The following is a 13,657-nucleotide window of genomic DNA, read 5'->3' as shown; positions in this document are numbered from 1 at the left end:
GCGACGAGGGGCGGCGGGGACGCCGGGGGCAGCGGATGGGGCCGGGGTCAGAGCGGATCCGGAACCGGTCGAGGGTCGGTGAAGTCGCCCGCGTCCTTGCGGAACCGGGCGATGATCCGCACGAGCTCCGCCGTGTCGTCCTCCGACATGCCGGGATCCTCGAACATCTCGGTGTTGAGCGCCTCCGTGGCGCGCTCGACCACCTCGCGGCCGCTGTCGGTCAGCACGAGCATCGCCGCGCGTCCGTCGACGGGGTGCGGCTCACGCAGCACCAGGCCGTCGCGCACGAGCCGGTCGACCGTGCTCGAGACGCTCGTGGGATGCACCTGCAGGCGTGCGATGGCGCTCGCCATCGGCATCCGTCCCGCCCTTGTGAAGGCCAGGAGGCGCAGCAGCTCGAAGCGCGCGAACGAGAGGCCGAAGGGACGCAGGATGGCGTCGATGCGCGCGAACATGAGCTGCTGCGCACGGATGATCGATGTCACCGCCGACATGCCGCCGGCGGCATCCGTCCAGCCGTGGGCGATCCACTGTCGTTTCGCCTCCGCGATCGGATCGACGGGGAGCGGTCCGGAACGGGCCACGCGGCACCTCCCTCCTGGCGTCTTCCACGGTAGCGCGCGCGGTTCTGCACGGCCCGCCGGGCAGGCGGATTCCGGCCGCATGGAGCGCCCGCGGCGCCGCATAGACTCGACACGACGAAGGAGCAGAAGCGTATGAAGATCGTGGTCCTGGTCAAGGAAGTCCCGGACACCTACGGGGATCGCAAGCTGAACCTCGAGACGGGTCTGGCTGACCGTGCGGCGAGCGAGGCGGTGATCGACGAGATCGGCGAGCGGGCGCTCGAGGTCGCGCTGTCGTACGCGGACAAGAACCCCGGCACCGAGGTCGTGGTGCTGTCGATGGCGCCGGAGTCGGCGACCGCGACGGTCCGGAAGGGTCTCGCGATGGGGGCCGCGTCGGCGGTGCAGGTCGTCGACGACGGACTGCTGGGCGCGGATCTGGGCCTCACGGCCGAGGTGCTCGCGGCGGCCCTGCAGCGCATCGGATTCGATCTCGTGATCGGCGGCAACCTCTCCACGGACGGGTCGGGCGGCGTGATCCCCGCGATGATCGCCGAACTGCTCGGCGTGCCGAGCGCGACGTCGCTCAACTCGGTCGAGATCGGCGACGGCACGGTCTCGGGCGAGCGGGCGTCGGACGCCGCGACCATGACCGTGTCTGCGCCGCTGCCGGCGGTCGTGTCCATCACCGAGGCGCTGCCGGACGCCCGATTTCCGAACTTCAAGGGCATCATGGCGGCGAAGAAGAAGCCGTTCGAGACGCTGTCGCTGGCCGACCTTTCGATCGAGGCCGAGGACCACTCCGCGTCGCACTCGATCGTCATCGCGCTGAGCGAGAAGCCGCCGCGCGCGGCGGGCGTCAAGATCGTCGACGAGGGCGACGCGGGCGAGCAGCTCGCGGAGTTCCTCATCCAGAACCGACTCGTGTGAGGAAGGCGACATGACGGAATTCGCTGCGGATTCGATCCTCGTCCTACTGGACGTCACCCCCTCGGGCGAGCTCGCCCGCTCGTCGGCGGGCCTCTTGGGCGCTGCCGCACAGGTGGGCACGCCGGTCGCGCTGATCGTGGGCCAGGATGCCTCCTCCCTCGCGTCGCAGGCCGGCGACCTCGGTGCCGCGGCCGTGCTGACGGCGGAGGGTGACGCGTCGCTCCTGACGGTGCCGCGCGTCGATGCCCTCTCGGCGGCGGCCGACCTGGTGCGGCCTGACGCGATCCTCGTGTCGAACTCGATCGAGGGCCGCGAGGTCGCCGGGCGGTTCGCGGCCCGCACCCGTTCTGGACTGTGCGTGGATGCCGTCGGTGTCTCCCGCGATGCCGAGGGCGTCGTCGCGCACCACTCCGTGTACGGCGGGGCCTACAACGTCGATTCCGCCGTCACGTGGGGTGCGCCCGTCATCACGGTGCGGCAGGGTGCGATCGACGCGCGCGCCGAGGCGCGGACGCCCGAGGTCGAGGCCCTGTCCGTCACGGCGTCGGGCCGGCCCGCGGCATCCGTCGATTCCGTCCAGGAAGCCGTCGTCGCATCGTCGCGTCCCGAGCTGCGGGGAGCGGCGAAGGTCGTCTCGGGCGGTCGCGGGCTCGGGTCGGGGGAGAAGTTCGCCCTCGTCGACCAGCTCGCCGACGCGCTCGGCGCCGCCGTCGGCGCCTCCCGCGCGGCGGTGGATGCAGGATATGTGCCGCAGTCGTACCAGGTGGGACAGACCGGTGTGTCGGTGTCGCCGCAGCTGTATGTCGCGCTCGGCATCTCGGGTGCGATCCAGCACAAGGCCGGCATGCAGACGGCGAAGACGATCGTCGCGATCAACAAGGATGCCGACGCCCCGATCTTCGAGATCGCCGATTTCGGCGTCGTCGGCGACCTGTTCACCGTCGTGCCGCAGCTCATCGCGGCGCTCGAGGCGAAGAAGGCCTGAGCCCGGTGGCGACGTTCTCGGGGTCTCTGCGCCGCGGCCTGCCGCGCGTGGCGGGCGGTGAGTCGTGGCCCGCCGGCGACGGCTCGTCGGCCGTGGCGGCTTCAGAGTTCGACCCCTCGACAAGCTCGGCGACCGTGGGGGAGGCAGTGGCGGCTTCGGCCGCAGCGCCGGCCGCGGTCGCGGCGCCAGTGGCGACCCCGGCCCTCGACCCCACCCCGGTCGCTGAGCTTGTCGAAGCGTCGAACTCGGAGCCCGCGAGGAGCGGTGGCACGCTGCGCCGCGGCCTGCCGCGGGTCGCGGGCGGAGAGCCGTGGCCGCCGGCAACCGCCCTTGGGGTCGGCCCGACCCCGGTCGCTGAGCCTGTCGAAGCGTCGTCAGGTGAGCCCGCGAGGAACGTCGGCCTCGACCCCTCGACGAGCTCGGGGACCGGGGTGACGAGCTCGGGAATCGGGGCGACACGCTCGGGGACCGGGGCTGAGGTCGTGGTCGCGGAAGCGCTGGGCGACGGTGCTCTGCGCCGCGGGCTGCCGCGGGTGGCGGGCGGGGAGGCGTGGCCGCCGGCAACCGCCCTTCGGATCCTCCGCACCCCGGTCGCTGAGCCTGCCGAAGCGTCGCCAGGCGAGCCCGCGAGGAACGTCGGCCTCGACCCCTCGACAAGCTCGGGGACCGGGGGAGAGGTCGACCCCGCGGACGTGGAGACTCCCGCTCCGCCCGTGCGGACAGGCCTGCCCCGCACCGCGCCGACCGCCCCGGCGGCTGCAGCCGCGGCATCCCACCCCTCGACAAGCTCGGGGACCGGGGCGACAAGCTCGGCGACCGGGGCGGCGGAGCGGGCGCCGCTGCCGTTCACCCGCACCGTCTGGGCGGGCACTGCGGCGCGCACGCGGCCCGCGCCCCAGCCAGAGCCGAAGCGGATCGGACCCTTCACCAAGGGTCAGTGGGCGGGCGCGGTCATCGTCGGCGGCGCCGGACTGCTGTTCGCGGCGGGCATGGTCGTCCTGTTCACGCGGTGGTTCCTGAGCCTCGATTTCATGCAGGACTTCCTCGCGACCTACCCCGGCGAGTACGAGCTTCCCGCGGGCGCGCCCGTCGGCATCCCTCCTTGGCTCGGCTGGCAGCACTTCTTCAACGTGTTCCTGATGGTGCTCATCATCCGCACGGGCCTGACGGTGCGCACCGAGAAGCGCCCGACGGTGTTCTGGTCGCCGCGCAACAACAACCGCCGCAAGATCAGCCTCACGCTGTGGTTCCACCAGTCGCTCGACATCCTCTGGATCGTCAACGGCGTGATCTACATCGTGCTGCTGTTCGCGACGGGGCAGTGGATGAAGATCGTGCCGACGAGCTGGACCGTCTTCCCGAACGCCCTGTCGGCCGGCCTGCAGTACGTGTCGCTCGACTGGCCCACCGAGAACGGCTGGGTCAACTACAACTCGCTGCAGCAGCTCGCCTACTTCGCGACGGTGTTCCTCGCGGCGCCCCTCGCGATCCTCACGGGTGTGCGGATGAGCGGCATCTGGCCGAAGCAGGCCACGGGCCTCAACAAGGCGTACCCGGTCGAGTGGGCGAGGGCCGTGCACTTCCCCGTGATGATCTACTTCGTGCTGTTCATCATCGCGCACGTGACCCTCGTGTTCGCGACGGGGGCGCTGCGCAACCTGAACCACATGTACGCGTCGCAGGATGTCGTGAACTGGGTCGGCTTCTGGATCTTCGTCGCATCGCTCGTCGTGATCGCGGCGGGCTGGATCGCCGCGCGCCCGCTCGTGCTCGCGCCGATCGCCCGGCTGTTCGGCAAGGTCTCCGGCCGGTAGGCGACCGGGGGATAACCCGAAGAGAAGGTTCCGGATGCCTCTGGCGCGCGCCCGAGGGCCCGGTTCTACCGTGGAGGCATGACCTCAGGCACCCCCGCCCCCGCACCATCGATCGCGTCGCCGCCCCGCGTCGCCGGAGCCGTCGCACAGCTCGCGGCCCTCGGCATCCTGGGGCCCGCCGTCTTCACGGTGCTGTTCACGCTGCTCGGGCTCGGTCTCGGGCTGCTCCCCGTCCTTCTCATCGGCGTCGTCTTCCTCCTCGCCTTCGTCTACGCGCTCTTCGGCGTCGCGTGGGTCGAGGCGGCGCGGGTCGACGGGCTCTACGACTTCGGACTGCCGTCCCGGCGCCTGCGCACGAGCGGACGTCCGGGCTTCGGCGGCTTCCTCCGCAGCCTCTGGCTGCAGACCATCGACCCGGCCACGTGGCGGGGCATCGGCAATCTCGCCGTGTCCACGATCCTCGGCTGGATCGTCGTGGTGCTGCTCAGCATCCTCTCCTCCGGTCTCGTCCTGGCCTTCGCGCCGCTGTACGCCCGCGGCACGACCGTCCCGCTCGCGAGCACGGGCCTGGAGTTCCCCGTCGCGTGGGCGATCCCGCTCGGCATCCTCGTCGCCCTCGTCTCGGCGGCGGCGATCATCGGGCTCGCCCTGCTGCACGGCATCCTGTCCCGGGCGATCATGGTCCCCTCCCGCGAGGCGCAGTTCGCCGAAGCGGCCCGCACGTCGGCCGAAGCCGCGCGGGCCTCGAACGTGCAGCGCGCCGGCGCCGTCCATGCCGCCGACGTCGAGCGCACGCGCATCGAGCGCGACCTCCACGACGGCGTCCAACCCCGGCTCGTGTCGGTCGGCATGACGCTCGGCCTCGCGCAGCAGAAGATCGACACCGATCCGGATGCCGCGAAGGAGCTCATCGCGGAGGCGCACACGTCCACCAAGGCGGCCATCACCGAGCTGCGGCAGCTGGCCCGCGGCATCCACACCTCCGTCCTCGACGATCGGGGACTGGATGCCGCCCTCTCGGCCCTCGCCGCCCGGTCGGTCGTGCCGGTGCACCTCGATGTGCGGCTCGACGGCCGCTGCAGCCGCGAGACGGAGGCCGCCGCGTACTTCGCCATCGCGGAGGCCCTCACGAACGCGGCCAAGCACTCGCGGGGGACCGAGGTGCGCGTCGTCGCCCGGCTCCGCGACGGGAACACCCTGTGGGCGCGGGTCGAGGACAACGGCATCGGCGGAGCCCGAGTCATGCCGGGTGGAGGACTCGACGGCATCGTCCACCGCGTCATCGCGGCCGGCGGCCAGGCCCGCATCGACAGCCCGCTGGGCGGACCCACGACCGTGGAGGTGAGCATCCCATGCGCATCCTGATCTGCGAAGACTCGGCGCTCCTGCGCGAAGGACTCGTGCGCGTGCTCGAGGACGCCGGCCACGAGGTGGTCGCGTCGATCCCCGACGCCGTGCGGATCGAACAGGTGGTCGCCGAGACCGCCCCCGAGCTGTGCATCCTCGACGTCCGGCTCCCGCCGTCGTGGACCGACGAAGGCATCCGGGCGGCCCTCGCGCTCCGCGCCACCCGGCCCGACCTGCCCCTCCTCGTGCTGTCGCAGTACGTCGAGGAGCGCTACGCCTCCGATCTCATCGCGGCGAAGGGCGGCGCCCTCGGCTATCTGCTCAAGGACCGCGTTGCGGACGTCGCCGACTTCCTCGAGGCGATCGACCGCATCGGTTCCGGGGCGACGGTGCTCGATCCGGAGGTCGTGGCTCAGCTGCTCAGCCGGCGGACGAAGGACGAGCGGATGCTGCGCCTCACCGACCGCGAGCGCGCCGTGCTCTCGCTCATCGCGGAGGGCAAGTCCAACCAGGCCATCGCCAAGACGCTCTTCATCTCGGAGGGCAGCGTCGAGAAGCACGTGACGGCGCTCTTCCAGAAGCTCGATCTCGAACAGGACGAGTCGGGCAACCGGCGGGTGCTCGCGGCGCTCGCCCACCTCGAACACGGCGGCTCCGCACCGCAGACCCATCCCGGCGGATCCACCCCGCCCACGCATCCCGGCGGCTCGACGCCGCAGACAGGAGCGGTCCGATGACCACCACGATGACACCCCCTCCCGCGGGCACCGAGGTCCCGCCTCCGGCCGGGCCCCCTACGCGCGGCTCCTCGCGGGTCGTCGCCATCCTCCTCATCGTGTTCGGCGCGTTCGTCGTGCTGGGCGCGGTGGTGTCGGCGGTCTTCACGACGATCGCCGCGGCATCCATTCACACGACGACCCGCACGGTCGACGTCTCGGGCGTCGACGACCTCAAGGTCGACGTGTCGGCGGGCTCGCTGCAGGTCGTCTACGCCGACGTCTCCGACGCCGAGCTCGAGGTCACCGGCACGACGGGCGCCGACCGCTGGACGCTCGACGCCTCGGGCGAGACGCTCACCGTGGCCACGCCGACGGGCTGGTTCGGCGACGGCTGGTTCACGGGCTGGATCTTCGGCGGCCGCAGTCAGGGCGTGCTGCGGCTCCCGCAGGCGATGGAGGGGACGGATGCCGACCTCTCGCTCGCCGCGGGAGAGCTCAGCGCAGACGGGCGCTTCGGTGACCTGACGCTCGACCTCGGCGCGGGCCGCGCCACGATCGCGGGACAGGCCGACTCGATCGACGCGCAGATCAGCGCCGGCACGGGCGAGCTCGACCTCGACGGCGTCGATGAGGCGACGCTCTCGGTGTCGGCGGGCGCGCTGACGGCCGATCTCACCGGCCGCCGGCCGAGCACGGTCGCGCTCGAGGTCAGCTCGGGGTCGGCGCGGCTGACGGTGCCCGAGGGTGAGTACGACGTGACCTCCGACGTGTCGGCGGGCAGCTTCGACAACGGCGTGGGGTCGGTGCCCGGTGCCGACAGCACGATCCGCGTCGAGGTCTCGGCGGGGGAGGCCGTGCTCCGGGCGGGCTGACCGTCTCCAAGACGCAGAAGAGGCGCCCGGCCGATCTCGGCGGGGCGCCTCTTCTGTGTGCGGAGGGATCAGCGCACGAAGCGCACCTCGGTGAGCGTCTCGCCGAGGAACGGCTCGGTGTGCGCGGCGCCGTCGAGCGTGAACCCGTTGCGCGTGTAGAAGCGGTGGGCGCGCGGGTTGTCCTCCGCGACCCAGAGGTACAGGCCCTCGCCCGTCTCCACGACGGCGTCGAACAGGCGCTGCCCGATGCCGGTGCCGTGCCACGCGTCGAGCAGGTAGATGAAGTAGAGCTCACGGAACCGGGGCGCGTCCTTGTCGCGCGCGGGGCCCGAGCCGGCGAATCCGACGATCTCACCGTCGACCAGCGCGGCGAACATCTTGAATTCGGGGCCCTGGACGGCCCAGTGGGTCCAGAGCTCAGCCATGCGACGAGGCGAGATCTTCTCGAGCGCGGCCTTGCTGATGAGGTGGTCGTACGTCTCGTGCCAGCACGTCGCGTGCACGCGACCGAGGGCCTCCGCGTCGACGTCCCGCACCGGACGGACGACGATGTCGGTCTGCAGTTCGGCTTCCATGGCCAGACTCTACGCGCGGCATCCCGAGGCGCGAAATCGAGGGGATGCTGCGCCCGGCCCCGGGCGTGTCCGGTTGCGGATCGGTCACCCGGCCGTCGCAAACCGGCCATGCGATGGATACGATCGCACCTCGTGAACGTGTGGTGGCGGACCCTGCTGGTGATCATCGGCGCGCGCGTGCGCGTGCGCCTGGGCAGGGGCCTTGCGCCGACCGCCGTCGGGCGGATCCGGCTCACGACGCTGCCCACCGACATCGACGTGCTGCGCCACATGAACAACGGCCGCTACCTGTCGCTCTTCGACCTGGGCCGCTGGGATCTGCTGACGCGCACGGGCCTCGTCGACGCCATGAAGCGCAACGGCTGGTACGCCGTCGTGTCGAGCGAGACCGTGACGTTCCGCAAGTCGCTCGAGCTGTGGCAGCGCTTCGTCGTGGAGTCCCGGTTCCTCGGCCACGACGACAAGGCGCTCTATCTCGAGCACCGTGCGGTCGTCGACGGGGAGGTCTACGCGCGCGCGATCATCCGCGCCAGAATGCTGCGGCGCAAGGGCGGCACGCTCCCGCACGAGGAGCTGTTCGCCGCGATCGGGCGACCCGACGGGCTGCCGGACGTCGAGCCGTGGGTGCACGACTGGGCCGCGGCATCCGCTCTCCCGTCGACGCGTGCGGACGCGCCGAGCGTCTGGGAGTGAGCCCCAGGCTCAGCGGAAGAGCGCGACGAGAGCGAGCGTCAGGGCGACGGCCATGCCGACGTTGATGACGCTGAGCCACAGCGTCCAGACGCGGATCTGCTCACCGGGGTTCGAGAAGCCCGTCGCGCCGATCGTCGCGAAGGCGGCGGCCAGGGAGTGGAGGCGTCCGGGGCGACGCGGCGCGTCGAACTCGCCGAAGGGGTCGGAGCGCAGGGGTCCTGCCGTGCCGAGATGGGGAACAGCCGGCGCCGCGGTGGCGAGGTGCGGACGGCGCCGAGTGATTCGGGTGTCGAAGTCGTCCAGCTGTCGGGTCATGCAGAGAACGTACGTCGGGCGCGGGGAGCCCATCGCCTGTTGACAGCAGACGATCCCTCGACTATTCGCGCGAGCGCCCGAGCGGGTCAGGCGCCGTCGGGCTCGTCCGGCTCGGGCACGATCGTGAGCCCGCCCGGCGAGTTGGCCGACTTGCTCAGCGCGTCCAGCCACGCGCCGTTGAGCTTCGGCGGGCGACTGCCGAAGTACTCGAACGCGAGCGGGATGTTGGGGCTGAGCCAGACCGACGTGCGTCCGAGGCCGGGCCGCATCGGGTCGGTCCAGGTGAAGGCGAAGGGCTCGCCGCGTCGGAGTTTCGACCAGATGACCGGCTGGAGATGGGCGAGGATGCGGTCGTCCAGCGACACCGTGAGCTTCGAGTCGTAAGTGAGGGTTCCCATCGCGGCTAGCGTATCCGCACTCGTGGACGGGTTCGACATCCGTCCCCACACGCCGTCGTCACACCGTCAGAAACAGCCGGTGGCGTATTATACGATTTTCCAGGCGCGATGTGGGGTGTTGCGCGAGCCTGATAGAGCGGAGAGCCTGGACCCATGAACAGCTCAGCGATCCTCTCTGCCGAGCTGCGCGAAGCCGTCACGTCGCACGGCCTGAGCGTCGCCTACCAGCCTCTCTTCGACCTCAACGACGGCGTGCTGCCCGTGCGGCCCGTCGCGGTCGAGGCGCTCTGCCGATGGATGCACCCTCGTCTGGGCAGCATCGTGCCGGACCGGTTCATCCCGCTGGCCGAGAAGGCGGGTCTCATCGCCGACATCGACGCCGACGTGCTCGAGAAGGCCGGCGCGCAGGTGGCTGAATGGCAGCGCAGCGGGCACGCGATCGGTCTCTCGATCAACGCGTCGCCGTCGGAGTTCTCGCCGCAGTTCGCCACGGCGCTCGCGGAGCGCGCACAGGCCCTAGGGCTCCGTCCCGACAGCCTCACGCTGGAGATCACCGAGGCTCCCGCGCCGCAGCTCCTGCCGTCCGTCGTCGACGTGCTCCCCATCCTGAAAGCGGCCGGCATCGCCATCTCGATCGACGACTTCGGCGCCGGCGACGTTTCGCTCGATGCGCTCGAGACGGTGTCGATCCAGGAGATCAAGATCGACCGCTCGCTCACGCAGCGGGCGGATGCCGAAGCCGACGAGACCATCGCCGACGTCGTGGCCCGTGCGAAGCGCCGCGGATGGCGCGTCGTGGCGGAGGGCATCGAGACGATCACCGACCTCGAGCGGGCCCGCGCCCGCGGCTGCGACCTGGGTCAGGGATATCTGCTCGGTCGGCCCGTCTCGGCCGCCGAGATCGAGCGCATCCTCGACGGTTCGCGCCACTGAGGCCAGGCCGCCGTGCGGCGGTGAGCCGCGCGGGTCGGCGATGCGGCCCAGGGCCGCTCGGAGACGTGCGTCGTCAGAGGTTGCTGATCTGGTCGTCCGACGCGCCGGCGTCGTAGACGGGCGGCACGGCTGCGGCGGCCTCGTTCGCGATCTCGATCTGCGTCCACGTGACCGGCATGCCGGGCGAGAAGAGGATGTCGATGCCGGGTCCACCGCGCAGCGGCGGGATGGTGACGTACCCGCCACCCCCCTTGATCGCCTCGAGGATGTCGCGCTTCAGCTCGGACACGGGCTCCGGCAGGAAGTAGTCGCGGCCGTCGACGGTGAGGCGGTTTACGATCGTCACCGTCTCAGCCTAGCCGCGCTCCACGTAAGATCGACGCGATGGGTACCCTGCACTACGGCTCGCCTGCCGCCGAGTTCGCGATCGACGACCGCACGCTGGCTCACCTCGAGCTCGTCATCCTCGCGAAGTTCCGCCGCCGTGAGAGCGTCGCGCTCGCGCTTACCGACGAATCCAACGAGCGACGCCAGGTGCTGTGGCTCTCGACGTCGTCGACGCTCCGCTTCGAGTACGAGGCCAGGATGCCCGAGATCAACCGGGTGTGGCTGCAGGAGCTGGTGGAATCGGCGAACTCCCCGGGCGGACTCCGCATCATCCCCGAGACGACGCAGACCTCAGTCTGAGACGACACCCCCGCCGGAGCGCTTCGCGCGGTACATCGCCGAGTCTGCGGCATCCAGCAGTTCCATCGTCGTGAACCCGGGTCCGGCCGTCACGATTCCGGCGGATGCCGTGATCTGGACGACGGTGTGCTCGACCGCGATCGGGGCCGTGAGCGCGGCGACGGCGCGCTCGGCGATGTCGTGCGCGTGCGTCTCTCCGACACCGAGGCAAACGATGACGAATTCGTCGCCTCCCCACCGCACGACGAGGTCGCTCGACCGCGCGCTGGCGAGGAGCCGCTGACCGATGGCGACGAGCACGGCGTCGCCGGCTTCGTGGCCGTGGGTGTCGTTGATCAGCTTGAAGCCGTCGAGGTCGATGAAGACCACCGCGACGCCCTCGATGCCGTCCTCGAGCAGCTCGTCGAGCCGATCGTGCAGGAACCGGCGATTGTGGAGGCCCGTCAGCGGATCACGCCACGCGAGCTCGGCGAGCTCGGCCTGGGCCCGCTGCTCGAGCGTCGCGCGGATGTCGGCGGCGAGCTCCATCGCGTCCTGCACGGCGGTGTCCCACGGGGCGCTGCGGCCCGTGACGCTCTGGCTCCACGACGAGAATGAGCGCCGCGGCGACAGGGGGTCCTCACGGTTGCCGGGGCTCTGGTCGCCGAGCCAGTCGACCTCGCGGGCGACCTCTCCCCGAGCGAAGACGAGCCAGTCGCCCTCGTCGAGGAGCGGGACCGCCAGCATGCCGGCGACACCGGGCAGCTCGACGGCGAACTGCGGATGCTCGAGGGGGAGCGCGTCGGAGACGAACGGCGCGGGCGGGAGCTCGTCGAGGATCCGCGACATCTGGTCGGCCGACGGGGCCGTGCCCGTGGAGTGGATGGCTCCGCCGATCCTGAGGTAGGCGCCATCGGCCGGGATGACGTCGAGGACGGTGCGCTCGCCGCCGACCAGGAGGTCGGAGGGCACGCCGCGGCCGTGCAGGGGGGCCACGATCGACGCCCGCCGCTCGCGCGCCTCGAGCTGCCGGCGCAGGCGCTGGATCTCGTTGGCGGAGGCGAGCTGCATCGACACCTGGCTCGCGAGCACCTCGAGCGACCGGCGCAGCAGGACGGGCAGACGGCGCACCGTGCGGTGCGCGCAGGTGAAGAGCCCGACGAGCTCGTCGCCGATGACGAGCGAGAACGACACCGTCGCGGCCTGGCCCATGTTGCGCATGAACTGCAGGTGGTGCGGCGACACGGCCCGCAGCTCCGTGAGGCCGAGGTCGGGCAGGGGGGCCTCGGGGAGCAGGCTCAGCAGTGCGAGCCCCGGATCCTCGGTGTCGGCGATCACCCGCGAGCGCTTCTCGATGTAGAGGGCGCGGGCCTGGCTCGGGATGTCCGATGCCGGGAAGTGCAGCCCCAGGTACGGCTCCATGTCGGGCTCGCGCTCGTCGGCGACGACCTGTCCGTGCCCGTCTTCATGGAAGTGGTAGCACATGACCCGGTCGTAGCCCGTGATCTCCTTGATGCGCTTGGCGGCGAGGAGGCGCAGCTCATCGGCGTCGGACGAACGTGCCAGCTCCTGGATGGCCGCGACGACGCGCGTGCGGACGTACTCGAGGTCGGGGATGATCGGCTCGAGCTCGACCACGAGCGGCGAGGTTCCGCGATGCACGATGACGTCGTAGCGCTCCCCCTCCAGCTCGACCCGGACGGGGTCGACGGCGTTCGCGTGCAGCACGGTCCACGCGAGATCGTCGTCGCCCAGGTCGCGCAGGCGCCGGCCGAGCCAACGCTCCGCATCCTCGCTCGCGAGCACGATGGTCTCGGTGGGCTCGTCGATTCCGAGCAGGGTTCCATGCGACTGAATGCGGCCCGGTGTCCGAATCGGCTCCGCGGCGCAGATCTCGAGGCGGCGCTGCTCATCCAGCGCCCAATCGCGTTCGGCTTGTCGGGCAGGGGTGATTTCGGACACGAGGGTCTCCTTCTCGACGGATAGATCGGAAGACCTCGGCGCAAGCCCCACGCACCCGTGCGTGAACCGATCCTAAGCCAGTGGATTCATGGAAATGAACCGGCTAGCGCAGGATTTCCCGCCCGGCAAGGGCGTTGTCCCGATGCCGCGGGTGCGGTTTCGTCGAAAACGGCGCGGCCCAGACCCACTCGGCTCGACGCCTCTGAAGGAGGGTCCATGGACAGCACAGCAGTCATCTGGATCGTCGTCGTGATCGCCATCGCCCTCGTCGCGGTCATCGTCGTGGCGCTTCTGATCTCCCGTCGCAACAGCGCGCGCCGGGCGGAACGGCACCACGAGCGCGCAGAGGAGCTGCGCGCCCAGTCCCGCCAGTCCGCCGTGCGGGCGCAGGAGATCCAGGCTCAGCACGACAAGGCGCAGGCGGATGCCGCGGCAGCCGCCGCCGAGGCCGATCGCGCCAAGGCGCGTGCCGCTCAGGCCGAGATCGACGCTCGCCGCTACGCGGAGGAGCACCGCAGCGAAGCGGATGAGCACGCGTCGAAGGCTGAGGAGCTGCGCCGCAAGGCCGACGACCTCGACCCATACGTCGACGCCGAGACCGACCCGCCGCAGGGTGATCCGACGGCACGGGATGCCACCACCCGCGCCCGCCCGGACGACGCGGCCTCGGCCGCCGGCAGGGGTGGCGACGCGGCCTATCCCGCGACCGGCGAGCGCGACACGACGACCGTTCGCGACACGGAGGTCCGGGACGATGCGACCGGCCGCGACGCGACGGCGGCCGGCGCGCACGACGAGCCCCGCATCGCGGGCACGACCGACCCCGCACCGGCCACGCGCCGCGGCGACCGGGCCTGACGGCGACAGACGAGAGCCTCGGCCGGT

The 13,657-nt window shown here is 71.2% G+C and carries 16 protein-coding genes; 10 read left to right on the top strand and 6 right to left on the bottom strand.

The window, feature by feature from the left end; translation table 11 throughout:
- Positions 1-47: 47 nt before the first annotated feature.
- The gene (locus AAIB33_RS14355) at positions 48-584 is read right to left on the bottom strand and encodes a MarR family transcriptional regulator (protein ID WP_345800642.1); all 537 of its coding nucleotides are present in this window, start codon (positions 582-584) and stop codon (positions 48-50) included.
- A 132-nt stretch (positions 585-716) separates the two neighbouring features.
- Between AAIB33_RS14355 and AAIB33_RS14350 the strand changes: the two genes are divergently transcribed.
- From AAIB33_RS14350 to AAIB33_RS14325, 6 genes are all read left to right on the top strand, one after another.
- On the top strand, positions 717-1,493 hold the full coding sequence (locus AAIB33_RS14350; protein ID WP_345800641.1) for an electron transfer flavoprotein subunit beta/FixA family protein: 777 nt from the start codon (positions 717-719) through the stop codon (positions 1,491-1,493).
- Positions 1,494-1,503: 10 nt separating this feature from the next.
- Entirely contained in the window at positions 1,504-2,478 is a 975-nt protein-coding gene (locus tag AAIB33_RS14345) for an electron transfer flavoprotein subunit alpha/FixB family protein (RefSeq protein WP_345800640.1), read from the top strand.
- A 692-nt stretch (positions 2,479-3,170) separates the two neighbouring features.
- A complete protein-coding gene (locus AAIB33_RS14340; protein ID WP_345800639.1) occupies positions 3,171-4,292 on the top strand; it encodes a cytochrome b/b6 domain-containing protein in 1,122 nt (373 codons plus the stop codon).
- Between the two features lie 78 nt (positions 4,293-4,370).
- Entirely contained in the window at positions 4,371-5,657 is a 1,287-nt protein-coding gene (locus AAIB33_RS14335) for a histidine kinase (protein WP_345800638.1), read from the top strand.
- Entirely contained in the window at positions 5,645-6,376 is a 732-nt protein-coding gene (locus AAIB33_RS14330) for a response regulator transcription factor (protein WP_345800637.1), read from the top strand. Before AAIB33_RS14335 ends, AAIB33_RS14330 begins: the two co-directional genes overlap by 13 nt.
- Positions 6,373-7,230, top strand: a complete 858-nt coding sequence (locus tag AAIB33_RS14325; protein ID WP_345800636.1) for a hypothetical protein — start codon at positions 6,373-6,375, stop codon at positions 7,228-7,230. Before AAIB33_RS14330 ends, AAIB33_RS14325 begins: the two co-directional genes overlap by 4 nt.
- 68 nt (positions 7,231-7,298) lie before the next feature.
- Here the strand turns inward: AAIB33_RS14325 and AAIB33_RS14320 are convergent, their stop codons facing one another.
- The gene (locus tag AAIB33_RS14320) at positions 7,299-7,805 is read right to left on the bottom strand and encodes a GNAT family N-acetyltransferase (protein WP_345800635.1); all 507 of its coding nucleotides are present in this window, start codon (positions 7,803-7,805) and stop codon (positions 7,299-7,301) included.
- Between the two features lie 132 nt (positions 7,806-7,937).
- Between AAIB33_RS14320 and AAIB33_RS14315 the strand changes: the two genes are divergently transcribed.
- Entirely contained in the window at positions 7,938-8,498 is a 561-nt protein-coding gene (locus tag AAIB33_RS14315; protein ID WP_345800634.1) for an acyl-CoA thioesterase, read from the top strand.
- Positions 8,499-8,507: 9 nt separating this feature from the next.
- Here AAIB33_RS14315 and AAIB33_RS14310 read toward each other — a convergent pair whose 3' ends face one another.
- Positions 8,508-8,813, bottom strand: a complete 306-nt coding sequence (locus AAIB33_RS14310; RefSeq protein ID WP_345800633.1) for a hypothetical protein — start codon at positions 8,811-8,813, stop codon at positions 8,508-8,510.
- An 86-nt stretch (positions 8,814-8,899) separates the two neighbouring features.
- Positions 8,900-9,211: an ATP-dependent DNA ligase gene (locus AAIB33_RS14305; RefSeq protein WP_345800632.1), complete on the bottom strand. Its 312-nt coding sequence runs from the start codon at positions 9,209-9,211 to the stop codon at positions 8,900-8,902.
- A 153-nt stretch (positions 9,212-9,364) separates the two neighbouring features.
- Between AAIB33_RS14305 and AAIB33_RS14300 the strand changes: the two genes are divergently transcribed.
- On the top strand, positions 9,365-10,144 hold the full coding sequence (locus AAIB33_RS14300) for an EAL domain-containing protein (protein WP_345800631.1): 780 nt from the start codon (positions 9,365-9,367) through the stop codon (positions 10,142-10,144).
- A 73-nt stretch (positions 10,145-10,217) separates the two neighbouring features.
- Here AAIB33_RS14300 and AAIB33_RS14295 read toward each other — a convergent pair whose 3' ends face one another.
- Entirely contained in the window at positions 10,218-10,490 is a 273-nt protein-coding gene (locus AAIB33_RS14295) for a hypothetical protein (RefSeq protein ID WP_345800630.1), read from the bottom strand.
- 38 nt (positions 10,491-10,528) lie between these two features.
- Here AAIB33_RS14295 and AAIB33_RS14290 point away from each other — a divergent pair, with 38 nt between their 5' ends.
- Positions 10,529-10,831: a hypothetical protein gene (locus AAIB33_RS14290; RefSeq protein WP_345800629.1), complete on the top strand. Its 303-nt coding sequence runs from the start codon at positions 10,529-10,531 to the stop codon at positions 10,829-10,831.
- Here AAIB33_RS14290 and AAIB33_RS14285 read toward each other — a convergent pair.
- On the bottom strand, positions 10,823-12,772 hold the full coding sequence (locus AAIB33_RS14285) for a diguanylate cyclase (RefSeq protein ID WP_345800628.1): 1,950 nt from the start codon (positions 12,770-12,772) through the stop codon (positions 10,823-10,825). The two genes, AAIB33_RS14290 and AAIB33_RS14285, sit on opposite strands and share 9 nt — an antisense overlap.
- 216 nt (positions 12,773-12,988) lie before the next feature.
- Between AAIB33_RS14285 and AAIB33_RS14280 the strand changes: the two genes are divergently transcribed.
- A complete protein-coding gene (locus AAIB33_RS14280) occupies positions 12,989-13,630 on the top strand; it encodes a hypothetical protein (protein WP_345800627.1) in 642 nt (213 codons plus the stop codon).
- The last annotated feature ends 27 nt before the right edge of the window (positions 13,631-13,657 follow it).

It is taken from the genome of Microbacterium sp. AZCO, from assembly GCF_039614715.1.
Taxonomy (GTDB): domain Bacteria; phylum Actinomycetota; class Actinomycetes; order Actinomycetales; family Microbacteriaceae; genus Microbacterium.
This window is presented reverse-complemented; position numbering and strand designations above follow the sequence as displayed.

Excerpts from the sequence above, each read along its gene's own strand:
- AAIB33_RS14350 (WP_345800641.1), top strand. The coding sequence starts at position 717 with ATGAAGATCGTGGTCCTGGTCAAGGAAGTCCCGGACACCTACGGGGAT.
- AAIB33_RS14345 (WP_345800640.1), top strand. The coding sequence starts at position 1,504 with ATGACGGAATTCGCTGCGGATTCGATCCTCGTCCTACTGGACGTCACC.
- AAIB33_RS14335 (WP_345800638.1), top strand. The coding sequence starts at position 4,371 with ATGACCTCAGGCACCCCCGCCCCCGCACCATCGATCGCGTCGCCGCCC.
- AAIB33_RS14330 (WP_345800637.1), top strand. The coding sequence starts at position 5,645 with ATGCGCATCCTGATCTGCGAAGACTCGGCGCTCCTGCGCGAAGGACTC.
- AAIB33_RS14325 (WP_345800636.1), top strand. The coding sequence starts at position 6,373 with ATGACCACCACGATGACACCCCCTCCCGCGGGCACCGAGGTCCCGCCT.
- AAIB33_RS14320 (WP_345800635.1), bottom strand. The coding sequence starts at position 7,805 with ATGGAAGCCGAACTGCAGACCGACATCGTCGTCCGTCCGGTGCGGGAC.
- AAIB33_RS14310 (WP_345800633.1), bottom strand. The coding sequence starts at position 8,813 with ATGACCCGACAGCTGGACGACTTCGACACCCGAATCACTCGGCGCCGT.
- AAIB33_RS14305 (WP_345800632.1), bottom strand. The coding sequence starts at position 9,211 with ATGGGAACCCTCACTTACGACTCGAAGCTCACGGTGTCGCTGGACGAC.
- AAIB33_RS14300 (WP_345800631.1), top strand. The coding sequence starts at position 9,365 with ATGAACAGCTCAGCGATCCTCTCTGCCGAGCTGCGCGAAGCCGTCACG.
- AAIB33_RS14290 (WP_345800629.1), top strand. The coding sequence starts at position 10,529 with ATGGGTACCCTGCACTACGGCTCGCCTGCCGCCGAGTTCGCGATCGAC.
- AAIB33_RS14280 (WP_345800627.1), top strand. The coding sequence starts at position 12,989 with ATGGACAGCACAGCAGTCATCTGGATCGTCGTCGTGATCGCCATCGCC.